At 65.9% G+C, this 17,527-nt stretch carries 15 protein-coding genes; 9 read left to right on the top strand and 6 right to left on the bottom strand.

Going from position 1 to position 17,527, the window contains the following annotated elements:
- Window positions 1-5 precede the first annotated feature (5 nt).
- Complete coding sequence (locus tag ACQY4K_RS19635; RefSeq protein ID WP_428391877.1) at window positions 6-1,709, bottom strand: tetratricopeptide repeat protein; 1,704 nt, start codon at window positions 1,707-1,709, stop codon at window positions 6-8.
- Here ACQY4K_RS19635 and ACQY4K_RS19630 point away from each other — a divergent pair.
- The 5 genes from ACQY4K_RS19630 (at window position 1,695) to ACQY4K_RS19610 (ending at window position 7,839) form a co-directional block, all read left to right on the top strand.
- Window positions 1,695-2,606, top strand: coding sequence for a uracil-DNA glycosylase (locus ACQY4K_RS19630; protein WP_428391876.1), 912 nt, complete (start codon window positions 1,695-1,697; stop codon window positions 2,604-2,606). The two genes, ACQY4K_RS19635 and ACQY4K_RS19630, sit on opposite strands and share 15 nt — an antisense overlap.
- A gap of 187 nt (window positions 2,607-2,793) precedes the next feature.
- Window positions 2,794-4,419 (top strand): transglycosylase SLT domain-containing protein, encoded by a 1,626-nt coding sequence (locus ACQY4K_RS19625; protein WP_428391875.1) that lies wholly within the window; start codon window positions 2,794-2,796, stop codon window positions 4,417-4,419.
- A gap of 5 nt (window positions 4,420-4,424) precedes the next feature.
- Window positions 4,425-5,051 carry an SOUL family heme-binding protein gene (locus tag ACQY4K_RS19620; protein ID WP_428391874.1) on the top strand — a complete coding sequence of 209 codons (627 nt, stop codon included), beginning with the start codon at window positions 4,425-4,427 and terminating at the stop codon, window positions 5,049-5,051.
- Window positions 5,052-5,262: 211 nt separating this feature from the next.
- Window positions 5,263-5,901 (top strand): hypothetical protein, encoded by a 639-nt coding sequence (locus ACQY4K_RS19615; RefSeq protein ID WP_428391873.1) that lies wholly within the window; start codon window positions 5,263-5,265, stop codon window positions 5,899-5,901.
- Window positions 5,902-6,264: 363 nt separating this feature from the next.
- Entirely contained in the window at window positions 6,265-7,839 is a 1,575-nt protein-coding gene (locus ACQY4K_RS19610; RefSeq protein ID WP_428391872.1) for a B12-binding domain-containing radical SAM protein, read from the top strand.
- A 182-nt stretch (window positions 7,840-8,021) separates the two neighbouring features.
- Here the strand turns inward: ACQY4K_RS19610 and ACQY4K_RS19605 are convergent, their stop codons facing one another.
- Together ACQY4K_RS19605 and ACQY4K_RS19600 are read right to left on the bottom strand one after the other, a co-directional pair.
- Complete coding sequence (locus ACQY4K_RS19605; RefSeq protein WP_428391871.1) at window positions 8,022-8,225, bottom strand: DUF2442 domain-containing protein; 204 nt, start codon at window positions 8,223-8,225, stop codon at window positions 8,022-8,024.
- Window positions 8,210-8,452 carry a hypothetical protein gene (locus ACQY4K_RS19600; RefSeq protein ID WP_428396294.1) on the bottom strand — a complete coding sequence of 81 codons (243 nt, stop codon included), beginning with the start codon at window positions 8,450-8,452 and terminating at the stop codon, window positions 8,210-8,212. Before ACQY4K_RS19600 ends, ACQY4K_RS19605 begins: the two co-directional genes overlap by 16 nt.
- Here ACQY4K_RS19600 and ACQY4K_RS19595 point away from each other — a divergent pair.
- On the top strand, window positions 8,439-9,152 hold the full coding sequence (locus ACQY4K_RS19595; RefSeq protein WP_428391870.1) for a type II toxin-antitoxin system PemK/MazF family toxin: 714 nt from the start codon (window positions 8,439-8,441) through the stop codon (window positions 9,150-9,152). The two genes, ACQY4K_RS19600 and ACQY4K_RS19595, sit on opposite strands and share 14 nt — an antisense overlap.
- A 41-nt stretch (window positions 9,153-9,193) precedes the next feature.
- On the opposite strand, the gene ACQY4K_RS19590 is transcribed toward ACQY4K_RS19595, so the two are convergent.
- Genes ACQY4K_RS19590 through hpnH form a run of 3 tightly spaced genes read right to left on the bottom strand, consistent with a single transcriptional unit; the run spans window position 9,194 to window position 13,200 of the window.
- Complete coding sequence (locus ACQY4K_RS19590; protein WP_428391869.1) at window positions 9,194-10,678, bottom strand: hypothetical protein; 1,485 nt, start codon at window positions 10,676-10,678, stop codon at window positions 9,194-9,196.
- Entirely contained in the window at window positions 10,679-11,968 is a 1,290-nt protein-coding gene (locus tag ACQY4K_RS19585; protein ID WP_428391868.1) for a hemolysin family protein, read from the bottom strand.
- A 56-nt stretch (window positions 11,969-12,024) separates the two neighbouring features.
- Complete coding sequence (hpnH, locus tag ACQY4K_RS19580) at window positions 12,025-13,200, bottom strand: adenosyl-hopene transferase HpnH (RefSeq protein ID WP_428391867.1); 1,176 nt, start codon at window positions 13,198-13,200, stop codon at window positions 12,025-12,027.
- A gap of 298 nt (window positions 13,201-13,498) precedes the next feature.
- Between hpnH and dxs the strand changes: the two genes are divergently transcribed.
- Genes dxs through hpnI form a run of 3 tightly spaced genes read left to right on the top strand, consistent with a single transcriptional unit; the run spans window position 13,499 to window position 17,527 of the window.
- The gene (gene dxs / locus ACQY4K_RS19575) at window positions 13,499-15,604 is read left to right on the top strand and encodes a 1-deoxy-D-xylulose-5-phosphate synthase (protein ID WP_428391866.1); all 2,106 of its coding nucleotides are present in this window, start codon (window positions 13,499-13,501) and stop codon (window positions 15,602-15,604) included.
- 5 nt (window positions 15,605-15,609) lie between these two features.
- Entirely contained in the window at window positions 15,610-16,263 is a 654-nt protein-coding gene (locus tag ACQY4K_RS19570) for an ABC transporter substrate-binding protein (protein WP_428396226.1), read from the top strand.
- A 19-nt stretch (window positions 16,264-16,282) separates the two neighbouring features.
- Window positions 16,283-17,527 carry a bacteriohopanetetrol glucosamine biosynthesis glycosyltransferase HpnI gene (gene hpnI, locus ACQY4K_RS19565; protein WP_428391865.1) on the top strand — a complete coding sequence of 415 codons (1,245 nt, stop codon included), beginning with the start codon at window positions 16,283-16,285 and terminating at the stop codon, window positions 17,525-17,527.

Raw genomic sequence — 17,527 nt, 5'->3', positions numbered from 1 at the left:
GGCGTTCAGGGCGCGGGCAGCGGCAGCTTGTCGGCGGCGCGCACCGGATCGCCGCCCGGCAACATCGAGGTGCGCAGCGCGGTAGCGATGCGTGCTGCGTCCTGCTTGCCCGGATGCAGCTGCAAGGCCCAGCGCCACTGGTCGCGCGCCTCGATTTTGCGCCCCGCCGCCCAGTAGGCGGCGCCGAGATGGTAGTTGACGGTCGGATCCTCGGGCATCTGCTCGGCCGCATGCTCGAGTTCACGAACCGCGCCGGTGATGTCGTCCTGGCGGTACATCGCCCATCCCAGACTGTCGCGGATCGAGCCGTCATCGGGCTTTTCGTCGAGCGCCCGCTCGATCATCGTGCGCGCGCGGCCGAGATCCTCTTTGCGCTCCAGCCAGCTATAGCCGAGATAGTTGAGCAGGAATGGCTCGTTTGGGTCGAGTTGCAGGGCGTGCTGCAGGTCGGACTGCGCCTTTGGCCATTGCCGGAGCCGATCATAGGCGGTGGCCCGTGCGAACAGCACCTGCCAGTCCTGGGCGTCGAGCGGCGACATCAGTCTGATCGCGCGGTCATAGGCCTTGATGGCGTCGGCATCGTGGCCGTGATCCTGGAGCAGGTTGCCGAGCGCCTGCAACGGTTCGGCGCGGGTCGGATAGCGCGCGGCAAGGCCTTCGAGCGTCGCCTGCGCGGCAGCGGTCTCGCCGCCGGCGCCGCCGATCACGGCAACTCTGAGGGCCGCGACCGGATAGAGCGGGTCGTCCTTCGGCACCTGGCGCAGGGTGGCCAGCGCCTCGCGCGGCGCGCCGCCCTGGTTCTGGAGGTCCGCAAGCAGCAGCCGCGCCGGGGTCAGGTCCGGTGCGAGATCGAGGGCGAAGCGCAGCATGAAGAGTTCCGCGTCGCGGCCGCGCGAGCCCTGTTGCTGGATCAGCGAGGCGACGTCGAAATAGGCGCGCGCCAGACCCTCCAGCGGCGTCGCCACGGGTATTTTGCGCAAGGCCGAAGCAAGCCCCGGCTCGGCGATCGACAGCGCCGGCAACGCCTGGACCAGCGCCTGCACCAGCGCTTTCGCCTGCGCCGGCTGCCCGGCGCGATAGAGAAAGCTCGCGTAGGACTGAACGAAGATCAGGTCCGATCCGGGGGCGAATGTCTGTGCCCGCTGGTAGAGGCGGCCGGCCTGATCGACGCGTTCCGCCTGGTCGGCGATCATTGCCGCGGATGCGGCATAGAGCCCGGCGACGGGGCTGTCTCCGGCAAGCGGCGCCAGCGTCGCCAAGGCGCCGTCGGTGTCGCCGGCGCCTTGCTCCGCCCAGGCCACCAGCAGCGGCCGCAGCAGCGCATTCAGCGGCGAGCCGGCAATCTCCTGATACTGGTGGCGCGCGGCAGCCCAATCGCCGGCGCGTGCCGCCGCATTGCCAAGCACCAGCGGCGATAGCGGATTGCCGGTGACCTTCGCCGCGAGGGCTGCCGCTTGCGGGTTGCCGGCCAGCGCCGAAAACACGAACGCCTGCGCCCGCACGCCGGACGCGCCGGGGTCGGCATTGAGCACGTCGAGCAGCCGATCCGAGGCAATGTCGGTATCGCCGATCGCACCGGCGACGATGCCGCTGAGATAGGTGCCGAACAGCGTCCCAGGCGACGGCGTCGCGATCGGCCCCGCGACCGCGGCCGCCGGCAGCAACAACAGCAGCCCAAGAGCCAGGATCGCGCGATGGTTGAACGGCATTACCAACGCAGCCTACCAGGGCCGCCCGGCCCCGGCTATCCTGACCGCTTCCGTACGATGAGGAATGCGGCACTGGCGGATTTGTCCCACAACGATGCGCTCGCTTTGCTGCGTCTGCAGATCGCATGGGGTGCGGACGAGGCGCTGGACGATTTGCCTCGCGACCGGCTGGCCAATGTGTCGGCATCAGCGCCGCCTTGTGCGTCCGCACCGATGCCAAGGCCGATCGCAGTCGTTCAGGGGAATACGCAAATGCGGGCGGTTGCCGCCGCCGCCGCGGCCGACAGCATCGAGCAGCTGCGCGAGGCGGTGCTGGCTTTCCACGGCTGTCCGTTGCGCGATACCGCAAGCCACACATTGTTTGCCGAAGGCGCGCCCGGGTGCGGGCTGATGCTGGTCGGCGAGGTGCCGGATGCCGAGGAGGATCGCGCCGGCAGGCTGTTCGCGGGTGCTGCCGGCGACCTGTTCGATCGCATGCTCGCGAGCATCGATCTCGCGCGCGCCGACCTGCTGATCGCGCCGCTGATCCCATGGCGGCCGCCCGGTGACCGCCGGGTCAGCCCGCAGGAGATGGCGGCCTGCCTACCTTTCCTGCACCGGCTGCTGGCGTTGGCGAGACCGCGTCACCTGGTGCTGATGGGAACGCGGCCGGCGCGCGCGCTGCTCGCGACCGAGGCGCCGCTGTCGCGGCTGCGCGGGCGCTGGATTTTGCCTGCAAGCGGCCCTGGAACCAGCGGGCAAGAGGCGCCGGCGTTGGCGATGCGTCACCCGAGCCAGCTGCTGGCCAGCCCCGCCGCGCGCAAGGAGGCCTGGGCCGACCTGCTGCTGCTGCGCACCACGCTCTCGCACGCCGCGTTATCACAACCGGGTGAGACGATCCCACGCGAACCCCGGTAGAGCGGGACTTAGCGCGCTGGCGCATGGCTGATGCGCCGAATTAGGATTGTTTTCTCCGAACCCGCCTCCCAGTTCCCCGGCCATGCGCGGGACTGGACGCATCCCCCCACATGCGGTCGCGGCAATGCTGGCTTCCACCGCACTCCTTGCCGGTGCCGTTGGTCTTCCCGTGTTGGCACGCGGGAAGATGCTGGTATCGGACCAGGCAGGACCACTCGTTGAGACCGCCTTCGCGATGCCGCGGGCGGCCGCTCGCGCGGGCATCAACGGTTGGCGCGACGATGAGATCGGCGTCGTTCGCCCACTACCGTCCAATGAGGCCGCGCGCATCCGGCAGATCTTTGCCTGGCAGGCGCGCGGGCAATTCACTCAGGCGACGCGCGCCATCCAGGCCCTACCCGACGACATGCTGCTCGCAGACATGCTTGCTGCCCGTTATCTCTCCCCCAAGTCGAGTCCTGACGCCGCGTCGCTGCGGCAATGGCTGCATCGTTGGCCGGACGCTGCCGATGCGGACGCAATCCGCCGGCGCCTCGCGGCCCTGCGGCCGGCCTTTCACCGCAATCCGCTACTCGACCGCACCGTGCGCGCGCGTCTGGGCAGAGGTGCGGCCGGTGCCCGCAGCGCCCTGCGTCTGGTTGCGCGGACACGGTTCATCGATCGGCGCTACGCCGGCGACTTGCGCGCCGAAATCGCCCGCGCATCGTTCGCCGACGGTGACGATGCAAGCGCGATCCGAGCGGCGCGTGGCGCCATAACGGATGGCGCGATCGGCCGCGGCGGACTGGTCGCGGGCCTGGCAGCTTGGCGTCGAGGCAACATCCGGCAGGCGGAAGGCTTCTTCGAGCAGGCATGGCACGCTGCACTGACGCAGGGTGAAACCCGTGCGGGCACCGCCTTCTGGGCCGCCCGCGCCGCACAGCGCCTCGGCGATCCGCAGTCCACAGACGCCTGGCTGCGGCGTGCGGCGGAGTCGCCGGACAGTTTCTATGGTATGCTCGCGAGCACTCTCCTGCAGGCACCGCAAGCGGCGGTCACCGAGGTCGCCTACCGACCCAAGCCCACGCTCGGTGAGGCCGATCTCGCAGCGGTGGCGGCAGCACCGGCCGGACGGCGCGCATTGGCCTTGCTGCAGGTCGGCCAGAGGGCACGCGCCGAGGCGACCTTGCTGAACCTGCGCGCAAGAGTGCGGGAACCGGGCATGCGTCGGGCGATCGATCTGGTGGCGCGTACCGCCGGCCTTGACCGCCGGCCTGCGTGTCCATCCGCGGCACTGGCGATGCCGACGCTGCGGCCGGCGCGCGGGTTCACCGTCGATCCCGCTTTGGTCTACGCCGTCACCCGGGTGGAATCGAATTTTGACAGCCGCGCGGTCTCCGCCGTCGGCGCGCACGGCCTGATGCAGATCATGCCGGCAACCGCAAACGCCCTGATGGGCCGCCCGCGTCGCGGACGCAGCGCCACGCAAGCGATGCTTCGCGATCCTGGCCGCAACCTGGAAGTCGGCCAGCGTTATCTGCGCGCCCTCGCGGCACGGCCGGACATCGACAATGATCTGATCCGGTTGCTGGCGAGCTATAATGCCGGCCCAAGCGCGCTGGCGCATTGGAGTGTTGCCCTGCAGGCGCGCGATCCGCTGCTGTTCATCGAGACGCTGCCGGCTACCGAGACACGCGACTTCGTGCATCGCACCCTGCGCGATCTCTGGCTTTACGCCGAGCAGATGCAGCGCCCGACGCCGTCGCTGCAAACGCTGGCACAAGGCGGTTGGCCGCGCTTTGATGCAGAGCCCCAAGGCCGAGATGCAGGATGAAATGGATGGCGCTGCTGTCTTCGCTCTGGCTCACGGGGTGCTCGGTGCTCGGCATCAGTGAGGTGGCGGAACCGCCATTCACGGTCCTGGCAGGGGTTGGCAAGATCGAGATCCGTGACTACCCGCCACGTGTCGTTGCCGAAACGACAGTCCAGGAAAGCGAAGCCGCCGCACGCAACACCGGATTTCGACGGATCGCCGGTTATATCTTCGGCGGCAACCACGATCGCACGAAGATCGCGATGACCGCGCCAGTGGCGCAACAGCATGCAGGCGGATCGAGCCGCAAAATCCCGATGACCGCGCCCGTCTCTCAAGGCCAGGCCGGCCCGAATGGCTGGACCATCCGCTTCTTCATGCCGACCGGCAGCACAATTCAGACGCTGCCGGAGCCGAATGACGCAAACGTCAAGCTCGTCCAACTGCCCGCCCAAACCTTCGCCGTGCTGCGCTTCTCCGGCTCGACCACGCCGACCGCCGTCGCCCGCGAGGACGCCAAGCTGTTGCGCGGCCTCGCCGGCAGCGGCTGGTCCGCGTCAGGCACGCCGGTCGCCTGGTTCTACAACCCACCCTGGACCCTGCCGCCGCTACGCCGCAATGAGGTCGCCGTGCCGGTCAGCAGGACGGGATAGAGAGCCGCAGGCATCGGCGACATCCAGGGTTGCAACCACGAACCTTGATGGTCCCGAGACATGGTGGCTGACACACTCCACGCGGTCTCGCATCGTCGCAGTCTACGCTCAGGCGCCCGGCGCGACCGGCGACCGAGCGGGCAGGCGCTTCCTGGAGTTCTTCGCTTCGACCATCCGCGATCCGCACACCCGGCCCGCCTATGCCCGCGCCGTGACGGGCTTCCTGGCCCGGTGCGAGGAGCACGCGGCGCCGTCGATTGCCGCGGTGCAGCCGCTGCACGTGGCGGCTTGGATCGAGGGCCAGACCCGTAAGCATTCCGCGCCCACGGTGAAGCAGCAGATCGCCGCCATCCGTCACCTGTTCGACTGGCTGGTGATGGGCCAGGTCGTGCCGCTCAACCCGGCCGCCTCGGTGCGCGGGCCGGCCCACAGCGCTTGCCGCGGCAAGACGCCTGTGCTCGACCCGGCCGACGATAGGGCACTGCTCGACAGCATCGACGTCATCACCACGATCGAGCGGATCGTCGCGGCGCTCGCCATGCGGGTCGAGGATGTCTTCGCACAGAGCCGCCGGCTCTGGGTGGGGCTGCACGAGAAAGGCGGCAAGCGACATGAAATGCCACGCCATCACACGTCGGAGGGATACCTGCATGCCTACCTGGACGGAACTGGGATTGCTGACGACGCCAAGGGGCCGCTCTTCCGGACAACCGGTCGGGGCACCGGCCGGCTTACCCGGACGCCCTGCCCCAGGCCTATGGCATGGTGCAGCGCCATGCACTCGCGGCCGCGATCGCAACCCGGATCGGCAACCACAGCTTTCGGGCGACGGGGATCACCGCCTACCTGAAGAACGGGGGAACCCTGGAGAGCGCCGCCGCCATGGCGAACCATGCCGGCACGCGGACTACACAGCTCTATGATCGGAGGCGGGAGGACATCACGCATGATGAAGTCGAGCGCATCAGGGTCAAGGCCTGGTCAAGGGCGGACGTTCGGGTTGCGACTGGCTGGAACAGCATTGCCCTATGAAGGCAGCGGTGTCCGTTCGCTAAACACCGCTCAGCGTGATACGACCAACACGCTTGTTTGATGCTGACACGACGGGCTTCCACGTTAGGTCCACTGCCATGCCACGCCATCCGTAAATCGGCGAGCCGCTTAACCATAGTCGAAAGGTGCTCAAGAGTTGACCGATAGCTGCAAAGTCCTGATGATCTTTCCACGCTTCAATGCGAGTTCATTCTGGAATTACACGGCAACATGCGAGTTGACCGGTGCGCGCTACCCGGCAGCACCGCTCGGCCTGATTACCGTCGCCGCCTTGCTTCCGAAAGCTTGGGAAATCCGGCTGGTCAATCGGAACACTGAGGCTTTGACCAATGACGATTTCGAATGGGCCGACCTGGTGATGACCGGAGGAATGCTGCCCCAGCGGAACGATGCAAGTTACATTATTGAAATGTGCCGTGCATGTGACAAGCCGGTGGTGGTTGGTGGTCCAGATGTCACGTCGAGCCCGTCCTTATACACTGCTGCAAATTTTCAGGTTCTTGGGGAGGCCGAGGAGATCATGGACGATTTCCTCGCGGCCTGGCGAAGTGGGGCCACACAGGGCGTCTTTGAAGCGCCGACGGGGCAGACCAACATTACCAAGAGCCCTCTCCCTCGCTTTGATCTACTGAAACTGGACCAGTATCTCCATGTCGGAATTCAGTTCTCGCGTGGATGTCCGTTCAATTGCGAGTTTTGCGACATTATCGAGCTTTATGGCAGGGTGCCGCGAACCAAGACTAACGAGCAGGTACTGGGCGAGCTCGATGCCTTGTATGCGCTCGGTTATCGGGGACATGTCGATTTCGTTGACGACAACCTGATTGGCAACAAAAAGGCTCTCAAGAAATTCCTACCGGACCTCAAGCGTTGGATGAACGAGAAGAGTTTTCCGTTCGAGTTTTCAACCGAAGCATCAATCAATCTTGCCGATGACGCTGAACTGTTGCGTGCCATGAAGGAGACGAATTTCTTCGCGGTCTTCGTCGGCATCGAGAGCCCTGATACGGACTCCCTGGTCATGATGCAAAAAAAGCAGAATACTCGGCGCAACCTGCAGCAGAGTATCGCCAAGATTTATGGGGCCGGCATTTTTGTCAATGCCGGGTTCATCGTCGGATTCGACAGCGAGAAAGGCAGCATTGCCGATGGCATGATCGAGTGTATCGAGGACACGGCGATTCCGATCTGCATGGTCGGATTGCTCTACGCCCTGCCAACCACACAACTGACGCGTCGCCTTTTGGCTGAAGGGCGCCTCTATGCCGATAGTGATCTAACGAATTCAGGCGATCAGTGCACTGCCGGGCTGAACTTCGAGACGAAGCGCGCGCGTCGCGACGTGCTCAGCGACTACAAAGCAGTCCTGGAAGCGATCTATGACCCGGTCGCCTATTTCGGCCGTGTGCAACGAGTAGGTCGTATGCTCAAACGCAGTCGATCCCATCGGATGATTCGAGGCGATCTGCGCAGCTTCGCTCGGCTGCTGTGGCGCATCCCAAGCGCCGGGCCTGGAGTGCGCAGGCAATTTTGGAACACGATGCTCGACTGCATTACCCATAATCCTAAGGCGTTGCCCTATGTCATCATGATAATGGCCCTCTATTTGCACATCGGCCCGTTCGCGCGCCAGGTTATCGCTGAAATCGATCGCGAGATCGAGGCGGTCGATCAAGGCCGCTGGCACCCCCCTCCGGCATTGCAAGCCGACGAGAAGGCAACCTTGCTCGCTTAACACTACGGTTATGTCTCTCGGAATTTCTCAACCTTCGTTCGATAACTTCTGCTGGAAGTAGCCGGCCTTGATCTGTTGTTCTATAAGCGCGCCACGATGTCTCATGTTCGCCAGGGTAACGGTCTTTATCAGCAGGGAGTTTGATTGAACACTCGGTTTAATAGAGGATGCCCTCTCGTATATCATCCAGGAGCCGATTTGCCCGGCCGACCTCCCTTTGCGCCATTCGCTCGTGCTGCGGCGACGTCAAGCGCTTTCCAGTGCAGGCCATAGCCTGAACCAAGGATCTCAACCTGCGCGAGCTGCTCATCGGTTGCACTCTCCAAACCTTGCGCCAGCCGGGGCGGGAACGTGAAGCTGCAGCCTTTGGTCACATCGACGACCATCCGGCCGAGTTGCCCACCGTGCCGGACGGCGGCGGCACGCGGCTCATTGCGGTGCGCGACCGCGCTCGGTCAATGGCGGCGTCCATCTGTGCATCAGTGGCGCGGCAAACCTCGCCGCGAGCCATGCCGTCGACCCAGAACAGTGGTTGCCGCCAGCATACAAAAGATTGATTCCAGCCGGGTGTCATCGACGATTTGGACGTGAGCCGACCGGTGATCGTCGCCAAAGATCATCACGCGCATTCGCTGGACACGCAACCAACTGATTGGCTAACGCTCTTACCCAACGAGATGGGACATGCAAGAGCAGCCCCACGCTCCTGGGCAGAACTGTTCCGGACCCTTGTCGTCTCCAGGGCCCTCTCGGCGGTCTTCGCGGCCGCGTCCGCTTGCCGTATTACAATACGTATAGTGGGTCGTGTTATGCCGAAGAAACTCACCATCACCGTTGACGCCGACGTCTATGACGGCCTGCATAGCGTCGTCGGGCGAAGGCGCATCAGCCGCTTTCTCAACGATCTCGCCCGCCCCCATGTCATCGGCCAGGATCTCGCGGCAGGCGACACCGCCACAGCGGCGGATGAGGCTCGCGAAAGCGAGGCGCGTGCCTGGAGCAACAGTCTCATCGCGGATGTGGCCGAGGAGCCGGCTCGGCGTGGCGATGTGTGGCTGGTCTCGTTCGACATGGCGGTCGGCGGTGAGATCCAGAAGACACGCCCGGCGGTCGTGCTGAGCAACGACACCGCCAATTCAATGCTCAACCGGGTTCAGGTCGTGCCGATCTCAAGCCAGGTTGAGCGCCTCTATCCCGCCGAAACCTACCTGCTGCTCAACCGGCAGCGACGCAAGGCCATGGCAGACCAGACACCACGGCAGGCAAGCATCGCCAGCAGCGGCGCTTACGCGTCCTCAGCAAGGATGATCTGATCGCCGTCGCGCGCGCGACACGCCTGCAACTCGATCTGTAATCAAGGCGGCTGTGGGTTCGGCAGCCGACAGGCATCGAGCAGCAGGAAATCGTGGCGCGGGCGCAGCAGGGCCGCGCCGGCCATGCCGGCGACATCTCCGGGATACAGCACCGTCAGGTAAATATGCGGAAAGGCGCCGCTTGCGCATAATGCGGCCAGTGCCCTCGCACTCGCGCGGAAATGGACGGGGTCGCTGAGGTTCCAGGGCTGCTTGAGCGGGGTGTAGCGCGCATCCAAGGCGACCGGTTGCTGGCCGGGTTCGGCAAAGATCGTCGGGACGAAGAGGTCGTGCAGAACGAGTTGGGTGGCGATCGAGGTGATCGGCGGCGACCAGATATGCTGCCAGGAGAGCGTGGAGAGCCGTGTGCCGTAGGCCATCAGCATCAGGCTGCCGGACGGCAGGGACGCTGTTTGCCCGCGATACTGCGCGAACTCCTGCCCGGAGGCGTGCCACGCCCAGGCCAGCACCAGCGTCCGCGCCAGCACCGCGGCGGGGATGGCGATGCGCGCGACGGGGTGCGGCCTGATACGCACGGCGGCCGCGAGTAGCAGCAGGGGTGCGATGGCCAGACGGGAGTCGAGCTGTGAGCCGTCACCGATCCGCTCCGGGGCCAGCAGCACCGTCAGCACCAGGATTGCCGCCGCGAGTGCCGGGGCCGGGGCGAGCGAGGGGCGGCCGGCGAACACGGCGATGATGCAGACGAGCAGCCCCGCGAGGCTGGTCAGGTCCTGCAACAGGCTGCCGCCGAGCAGAACCTTCGCGAACAGCCAGAGCTTGTGGCCGGCAATTCCGAAGCGGCCGCCGGCATAGCCGATCCCAAGGCCGCCGCCATGCGGCATGGCTGAGAGCAGGCTCGCGACGACGAGCAGCGCGATCAGCCAGGAGAGGCAATGCGCGAGCCGGGCTCGGCGCAGACGGTGCAGGTCGTGGCAGCCGAGCACGATGATCCACAGCACTGCCACCACCAGATGCGCCAGCAGCAGAAGCGCCGCCCCCGCGGCCGCGACGGCGAGTCGAGTACGCGGGCCGGCACGCAGCCAGAGTGCCAGCAGGCCGAGCAGCAGCCCGAGCCCGAGCACGTAATTGACCAGTCCCCAGAACAGCGCATTGCCGTAGAACAGCAGCACCGCGAAGCATGGCTTGGCAGGGTTGGACGCATCGTAAGCGCGGGCCAGTGCCAGGAAGCTCGCGACGAACAGGGCGTAGGTGGCGACCAGAAAGCACTGTGCGGCGAGCGGCAGCGGCAGGCCCGCCAGCCGCAGCCCGGTGATGCCGAGGTCGAGTGCCGCATTGGGCACGAAGAAGCCGGTCAAGCGGTAGTAGTGCCCCCAGAAGGGCGATCCGTGCAGCAGGTCCACGAGGATGTGGATGCGCGCGATGTGATTGGGCCAGTCCTGCAACGGTGCCGGGCGCGTGAGCAGCAGCGGCAGCGCGCCGAGCAGCAGCGTCGCGGCCGCGGCGGCGCGCCCGAAATAGCGCAACAATCAGTTCTCCGCGAGCTTCTGCCGACTGGCGTGGACCCGCTGCACCCGGCGTCCGTCCATCTCCACCACCTCGAACATCCAGCCCGAGAATGCGACCTTGTCGCCGACCGACGGCACCCGTCGCAGCAGCGCGAGGATCAGTCCGGCGAGGGTGTGGTAGCTGCCGGCGGCGGGCAGTTCGCCGAGTTGCAGGCGATCCTTGATCTCATCGGCCGGCGAGGTGCCGTCGAGCACCACCAGACCGCCATCGAGCGTGCCAGGCACCGGCGCGTCGCCGGCTTCGGTCTGTTCGCCGACGATGGCGGCGAAGATGTCGGCGATGGTGACGATGCCCTCGAAGCTGCCGTACTCGTCGAGCACCAGCAGGATGCCGAGCGGCAAAGCGCGCAGCCGGTGCAGCGCATCGAAGGCGCTGATCGTCTCTGGGACCACCTGCGGCGGCCGGATAACGGACTCGAGTGAGAGTGCGGTGCCGTCGAGCAGCAGGTCCAGCACGTCCTTGACCAGCACGATGCCGACCGGGTCGTCGACCTGGCCGTCACAGACCACCAGCCTGGTGTAGGAGCCCGCCTTCAGGACAGTGGCGAACTCTTCGCGACCGGCATGGCGCTCGATCCAGGAGAGCTCGTTGCGTGGGGTCATAATCGCACGCACCGGACGATCGGCGAGCCGCAGCAGCCGTTCGATCATGTTGTGCTCCTGCACCTCCAGCAGGCCGGCCTGGGTGCCCTCCGAGAGCACGGCGCGCAGCTCCTCCTCGGTCACCACCTGCCGCCCCTCGCGCGAGACGCCGCCCAGCCGCAGCACCAAAGCGGAGGCCCAGCCGAGCAGCCGGACCACCGGGCTCGCGACACGGGAGAGGATCAGCAGCGGCAGCGCCAGTCGGGCCGCGATCGTTTCCGGATGGCGCAGTGCGATCTGCTTGGGCACCAGCTCGCCGAGCACCAGCATCAGGAAAGTGATCGCGATCACCACCAGGACCAGCGACAGCTCGCCAGCGATCGGACGAAGCCATGGCACGGCCTGCAAAGTGGGCGTCAGCCGTCCGGCGATGCGGGCACCGCCATAGGTGCCCTCAATGATGCTGACCAGGGTTATGCCGACCTGGACGGTTGGCAGAAAGCGCTGCGGATCCGCGGCAAGGGCCCTGGCCCGATCGGCACCGGGGACGCCGCGGCGCTCCAGCACGGCGAGTCGCGGCCGACGCGCCGAGATCAGCGCCAGCTCCCCCATCGCAAACACGCCATTGAGCAGCACCAGCAAAAGGACCAGGACGATCGAGGCGAACATTCCCGCATTCTATGGAGCCGGCGTGAGGCGCGCCAGGATGGGGGCGTCGGCAGGCCTCAGTCGGCGGCGTCGACCGGCGTGCTCCGCACCCGGTTGATCACCGGCGCACTGGCGGGCTTTTTGCGGGCGGCGATCTCCGCCATGCGCTCGTCGACGATGTGATTGTAGCTGTATTCGGCCGGGCGCTGGTTCTCCAGCGGGATCTCGGGTGCCATCGCACCTTCGGTCTGCGGCCCGCTCAGCGCCACCTTGAGGATGTGCAGCGGCCGCTTGACCGCATCCATCACCGCCGTCGCCTCGTAGCCCGAATGCACCATGCAGTCGGCGCATTTCTCGTAGTTGCCGGTGCCGTACTGCTCCCAGGCAGTGTCGTCCATCAGCTCCTTGAAGCTTGACGCGTAGCCCTCGCCCAGCAGGTAGCAGGGGCGCTGCCAGCCGAACACGTTGCGCAGCGGCTTGCCCCACGGCGTGCAGGCATAGGTCTCGTTGCCGGCCAGGAAGTTCAGGAACAAGGGCGACTGGGTGAAGCGCCACTTCTTGCCTTTGCCCAGGCGAAAGATATCGCGGAACAACTGCTTGGTCTTCTGTCGGTTAAGGAAGTGCGCCTGGTCGGGGGCGCGCTCGTAGGCATAGCCGGGCGCGGTCATGATGCCGTCGACGCCGAGCGCCATCACCTCGTCGAAGAATTTTGCTACGCGCTCGGGCTGCGCGCCGTCGAACAGGGTGCAGTTGATCGAGACCCGAAAGCCGCGCTCCTTGGCGCGACGGATTGCCGTCACGGCGCGATCGAACACGCCGTCCTGGCAGACCGAGGCGTCATGCATCGACTGGTCGCCGTCGAGATGCACGTCCCACGAAAAGAACGGGTTAGGCTTGTAGTCGTCGAGCTTCTTCTCGAGCAACAGGGCGTTGGTGCAGAGATACACATACTTCTTGCGCGCCAGCAGGCCGGCGATGATCGCGGGCATCTCCTTGTGCAGCAGCGGCTCGCCGCCGGCGACCGCGATCACCGGCGCGCCGCACTCGATATCGGCGTCGAGGCATTCCTGCACCGACAAGCGCTGGTTGAGGATCGGCGCCGGATAGTCGATCTTGCCGCAGCCGGCGCAGGCAAGATTGCAGCGAAACAGCGGCTCAAGCATCAGCACCAGCGGGTAGCGCTTGCGCCCACGCAGGTGCTGCTTGACGACATAGGCGCCCACCCGCACGGCTTGCATCAAGGGTACGGCCATTGGAACTCCGTTCTCTGACGTGACGGCCGCGGCGACGCGACCTCCGTTTGCAACTTGGCGTATAGACTAGGGTTTGATTGCACCGCAAACAGGAGGGGCAGCGTCGCGCGGTCGCAGGGGACAGATCTGTGGCACGAGACCTGTGGCCGCCCCGCAACAATAAGGCACCCGTGTCTGGCAAATCAGACGGGTTTGGCGTTAGAAATTTTGATCTGGTTGCACGCCAGCCGTTCGGATGGCGTTCAACGTGAACCAGGGTCGGCGGCAACGTGTCGGCGGGAACGAGAGGGATCAGAGCATGAACCAACCCAACAACACCTCCGATCCCGCCATCCTGCCCCAGGACAGCAACAGGCGCGGCCGGGAGACAAAGCTACGGCCTGTCGAGAGCACGCCTGGCCACGGCCTGCTGGGCCATAACTCGGCGGTGACGCTGACGCCGCTGCTCGACCGGATCCATTCACCACACGATCTGCGTCATCTGACCTCCGAGCAGCTCGCCCAGGTTGCCGACGAGTTGCGCGCAGAGACCCTCGATACGGTCTCCACCACCGGTGGCCATCTCGGCGCCTCGCTCGGTGTGGTCGAGCTGACCGTGGCGCTGCACGCGGTGTTCGACACGCCGACCGACCGGCTGATCTGGGACGTCGGCCACCAAACCTACCCGCACAAGATCCTGACCGAACGGCGCGCCCGCATACGCACCCTGCGCCAGCCGGGGGGCTTGTCCGGCTTTACCCGCCGCTCCGAGAGCGTCTACGACCCGTTCGGCGCCGCGCATTCCTCGACCTCGATCTCCGCCGGCCTGGGCATGGCCACTGCGCACGACCTGCTCGCCAGCGAGGATCCGGCGCACGACGATCGCCACGTCATCGCGGTGATCGGCGACGGTGCGATCTCCGCCGGCATGGCCTATGAGGCGATGAACAATGCCGGCTCGTCGCGGGCCCGACTGATCGTCGTTCTCAACGACAACGAGATGTCGATCGCGCCGCCGGTCGGGGCGATGAGCGCCTATTTGTCGCGGTTGATGTCGTCGCGCTCGTTTCTCAATCTGCGCGACCTCGCTGGCCGCGTGGCGCGCCGGCTGCCGCAGCCGCTGGAGCGCACCGCCAAGCGGGCAGAGGAATATGCCCGTGGCATCCTGACCGGCGGCACGCTGTTCGAGGAGCTTGGCTTTTATTACATCGGCCCGATCGACGGCCACAACATGGACCATCTGCTGCCGGTGCTGCGCAACCTGCGCGAGGCGGACGATCGTGGCCCGGTGCTGCTGCACGTGATCACGCAGAAGGGCCGAGGCTACGCGCCTGCCGAGGAGTCCGGTGACAAATATCACGCGGTCAGCAAGTTCAACGTGGTCACCGGCGAGCAGACCAAGGCGCCGCCGGGCCCGCCGAGCTACACCAACGTGTTCAGTCAAGGGCTGCTCGCCGAAGCCGAGGCCGATACGCGGATCGTCGCGATCACCGCGGCGATGCCGTCGGGCACCGGACTCGACAAGTTCGCCAAGCGCTTTCCCGACCGCTTCTTCGATGTGGGCATCGCCGAGCAGCATGCGGTGACGTTCGCCGCCGGCATGGCAACCGAAGGGCTGCGGCCGTTCTGTGCCATCTATTCCACCTTCCTGCAGCGCGCCTACGATCAGGTCGTCCACGACGTCGTGCTGCAGAAGTTGCCGGTGCGCTTCGCCATCGACCGCGCCGGTCTGGTCGGCGCGGACGGCGCCACCCATGCCGGCGCCTTCGACCTGAACTATCTGGGCTGCCTGCCCGGCATGACCATCATGGCGCCATCGGACGAGCTCGAACTGCTGCACATGACCGCCACCGCGGCGACCTTCGACGAGGGCCCGATCGCTTTGCGCTACCCGCGCGGCAACGGCCAGGGTCTGGCGCTGCCGGCGCGCGGCGAGATCCTGGAGATCGGACGCGCCCGCATGCTGCGCGAGGTCGGGCGCCAGAGCGGACGCCAGAAGGGCGGCATCGCGCTGCTCAGCCTGGGCACCCGTCTCGGCGACGTGCTGCGCGCCGCCGACGAGCTCGCCGCTCGCGGCCTGCCACCGACGGTGGTCGATGCGCGTTTCGCCAAGCCGCTGGATACCGCCATGATCGAGCAACTCGCCCGCCATCACGCCGTGCTGATCACCATCGAGGAAGGGGCGGCCGGCGGCTTCGGCAGCCTGGTGATGCATCACCTGGCACGCACCGGCCTGCTCGACAGCGTGCGGATCCGGCCGATGACTCTGCCCGACCACTTCATCGATCACAACACGCCGGCCGCACAGCTCGTCGAAGCCGGGCTGTCAGCCAGGCAGGTGGTCGAGGTGGCGATGGCCGCACTCGGCGTTGCGGAGACCAGGCTCGAGGGCTTGTCAGTCGGGCGCAGCGGTCCGACATCGTGACCGCCATGCGTTATCCTTTATTGATCGGCGTGGTCATCGCGTCGTTGCCCCTGATGTCGCTGTCCGCGCTCACGGGCCCGTCGGCGGTGGCGCGGGCCAGTAAAGCGGGGGCGATGTCATCGAACCCGGTGACGCCAATTTCCGAGCTTTACAAGGCGCTGACCAGGATCGAAGGCGAAGGCGGCTCCACCCCGTTTGCCGATCGTGCGCGCCTCCTTGCCCCGGCAATCGACCAGGCATTCAACATTCCGGCGATCCTACATACCTCTATCGGGCCACGCTACGCGTCCATTCCCGGCGATCAGCAGCAGGAACTCGAACGGGTGTTTCGTCAGTTCACGATTGCCCGCTACGTCTCGAACTTCACCGCAGACAGTGGCGACACCCTCAAGGTCATGCCACAGGCGCGTAAGTCGCCCTATGGGTCCGATGAGATCGTGCAGACGCAACTGATCTCCAAGGGCGGCACCACCACCAAGCTCGACTATGTCATGCGGCAGTTTGCGCAGGGCTGGAAAGTCGTCGATGTTTTGCTCGACGGCCATATCAGCCAGGTCGCTGTGCAACGCTCCGACTTTGCCTCGACGGTCGAGACCGGGGACGCCAAACCGCTTATCGAAAGACTGAAGAAGAAAATCCGGAGTTTCTCAAGCTCCTGACCACGACCATGAGCCATTCATGACCTTCATCCCGCTGTTCACGCCGAGCCTCGCCGATTGTCTGAACGGCGTTGCCGTTCTCGGCTGCATGCAGGCATTCGCGGGCGCCGCTGTCGTGGGAAGCTTTGCCAAACACGTGCGTGCCCGGCGCGCCACCACGACCAGCGCCGCTACAACCTCGGCTGCGCTGCCGCCAATCAGCGTACTCAAGCCGCTGCATGGCGACGAGCCGTTGCTCGAACAGGCGCTACGCAGCTTTCTCGCGCAGGATTATCCGAACGTACAGATCGTCTTTGGCGTGCAGGACGCAGCGGACGACGCAATCGCCGTCGTACGGCGCCTGCACCAGGAGTTCCCGCTTCACGATCTGCGGCTGGTGGTCGATACCACCGCGCACGGACCCAATCGCAAGGTCGCCAATCTGATCAACATGCTGCCGTATGCATCCCACGAGCTTCTGGTGATCTCGGATTCCGATATTCACGTGGCACCGGATTATCTGCGTGCGGTGGCCGGCTGCTTTGCCGCAACCCCAGGTGCTGCCCTGGTGACGACGCTGTATTGCGGCCTCCCCGCCTCGCTCAGCCTGACGCGGCGGCTGGCCGCGGGCTACGTCAACCACAGCTTCCTGCCCGGTGTTCTGCTGTCGCGCCTGCTCGGACGTCAGGACTGCCTCGGATCCACAATGGCGCTGCAACGTCGCACCCTGGAGGCCATTGGCGGCCTGGAGAGGCTGTCCGCGCATGTCGCGGACGATCATACCCTTGGCCAACTGGTGCGCAGGCAGGGCGGCACCATCGAGATCGCACCGATCCTGACCGCGACCACGATCTCGGACACGGGTGCCAGCGACCTGTTCGCGCATGAGTTGCGCTGGGGCCGCACCATTCGTGCCGTCGCACCGCTTGGCTATGTCCTGTCGGCGGTACAGTTCCCACTGTTCTGGGCGAGCCTGGCGCTGATCGCATCGCCAGCCGTGCTTTGGAGCTGGCTCCTGTTCGCCTTGATCTGGACGCTGCGCGCAGCGTCCGTCGCCCGGATCGATCACGCCATCGTCGCACTTGGTGGCCATGCCGTTCTCGGGCGCGCGCGAACCCTATTGCTGCTGCCCTTGCGCGACTGGATCTCGGCCATCGTCATGGCGGCAAGCTTTGCCGGCAATCGTGTGCGCTGGCGCGGCCAGGTGCTTTTGGTGTCCGAGCCGCGCCAGCCGGTGCCTGCGCGTCCGATGCTCGCCTCCCAGACTTTTGTTCAAGGTGACTGA

Source organism: Lichenicoccus sp. (assembly GCF_965276875.1).
Classification (GTDB): Bacteria; Pseudomonadota; Alphaproteobacteria; order Acetobacterales; family Acetobacteraceae; genus Lichenicoccus.
The sequence above is the reverse complement of the archived record's forward strand: the minus strand, read 5'-3'. Positions and strand labels throughout refer to the sequence as shown.

Bases quoted from the DNA above. Each gene is read 5' to 3' on its own strand.
- ACQY4K_RS19585 (WP_428391868.1), bottom strand. From the start codon at position 11,968: ATGTTCGCCTCGATCGTCCTGGTCCTTTTGCTGGTGCTGCTCAATGGC.
- dxs (WP_428391866.1), top strand. From the start codon at position 13,499: ATGAACCAACCCAACAACACCTCCGATCCCGCCATCCTGCCCCAGGAC.
- hpnH (WP_428391867.1), bottom strand. From the start codon at position 13,200: ATGGCCGTACCCTTGATGCAAGCCGTGCGGGTGGGCGCCTATGTCGTC.
- ACQY4K_RS19635 (WP_428391877.1), bottom strand. From the start codon at position 1,709: ATGCCGTTCAACCATCGCGCGATCCTGGCTCTTGGGCTGCTGTTGTTG.
- ACQY4K_RS19605 (WP_428391871.1), bottom strand. From the start codon at position 8,225: ATGGTCGTCGATGTGACCAAAGGCTGCAGCTTCACGTTCCCGCCCCGG.
- ACQY4K_RS19610 (WP_428391872.1), top strand. From the start codon at position 6,265: ATGATCTTTCCACGCTTCAATGCGAGTTCATTCTGGAATTACACGGCA.
- ACQY4K_RS19620 (WP_428391874.1), top strand. From the start codon at position 4,425: ATGGCGCTGCTGTCTTCGCTCTGGCTCACGGGGTGCTCGGTGCTCGGC.
- hpnI (WP_428391865.1), top strand. From the start codon at position 16,283: ATGACCTTCATCCCGCTGTTCACGCCGAGCCTCGCCGATTGTCTGAAC.
- ACQY4K_RS19570 (WP_428396226.1), top strand. From the start codon at position 15,610: ATGCGTTATCCTTTATTGATCGGCGTGGTCATCGCGTCGTTGCCCCTG.
- ACQY4K_RS19625 (WP_428391875.1), top strand. From the start codon at position 2,794: ATGCTGGTATCGGACCAGGCAGGACCACTCGTTGAGACCGCCTTCGCG.
- ACQY4K_RS19630 (WP_428391876.1), top strand. From the start codon at position 1,695: ATGGTTGAACGGCATTACCAACGCAGCCTACCAGGGCCGCCCGGCCCC.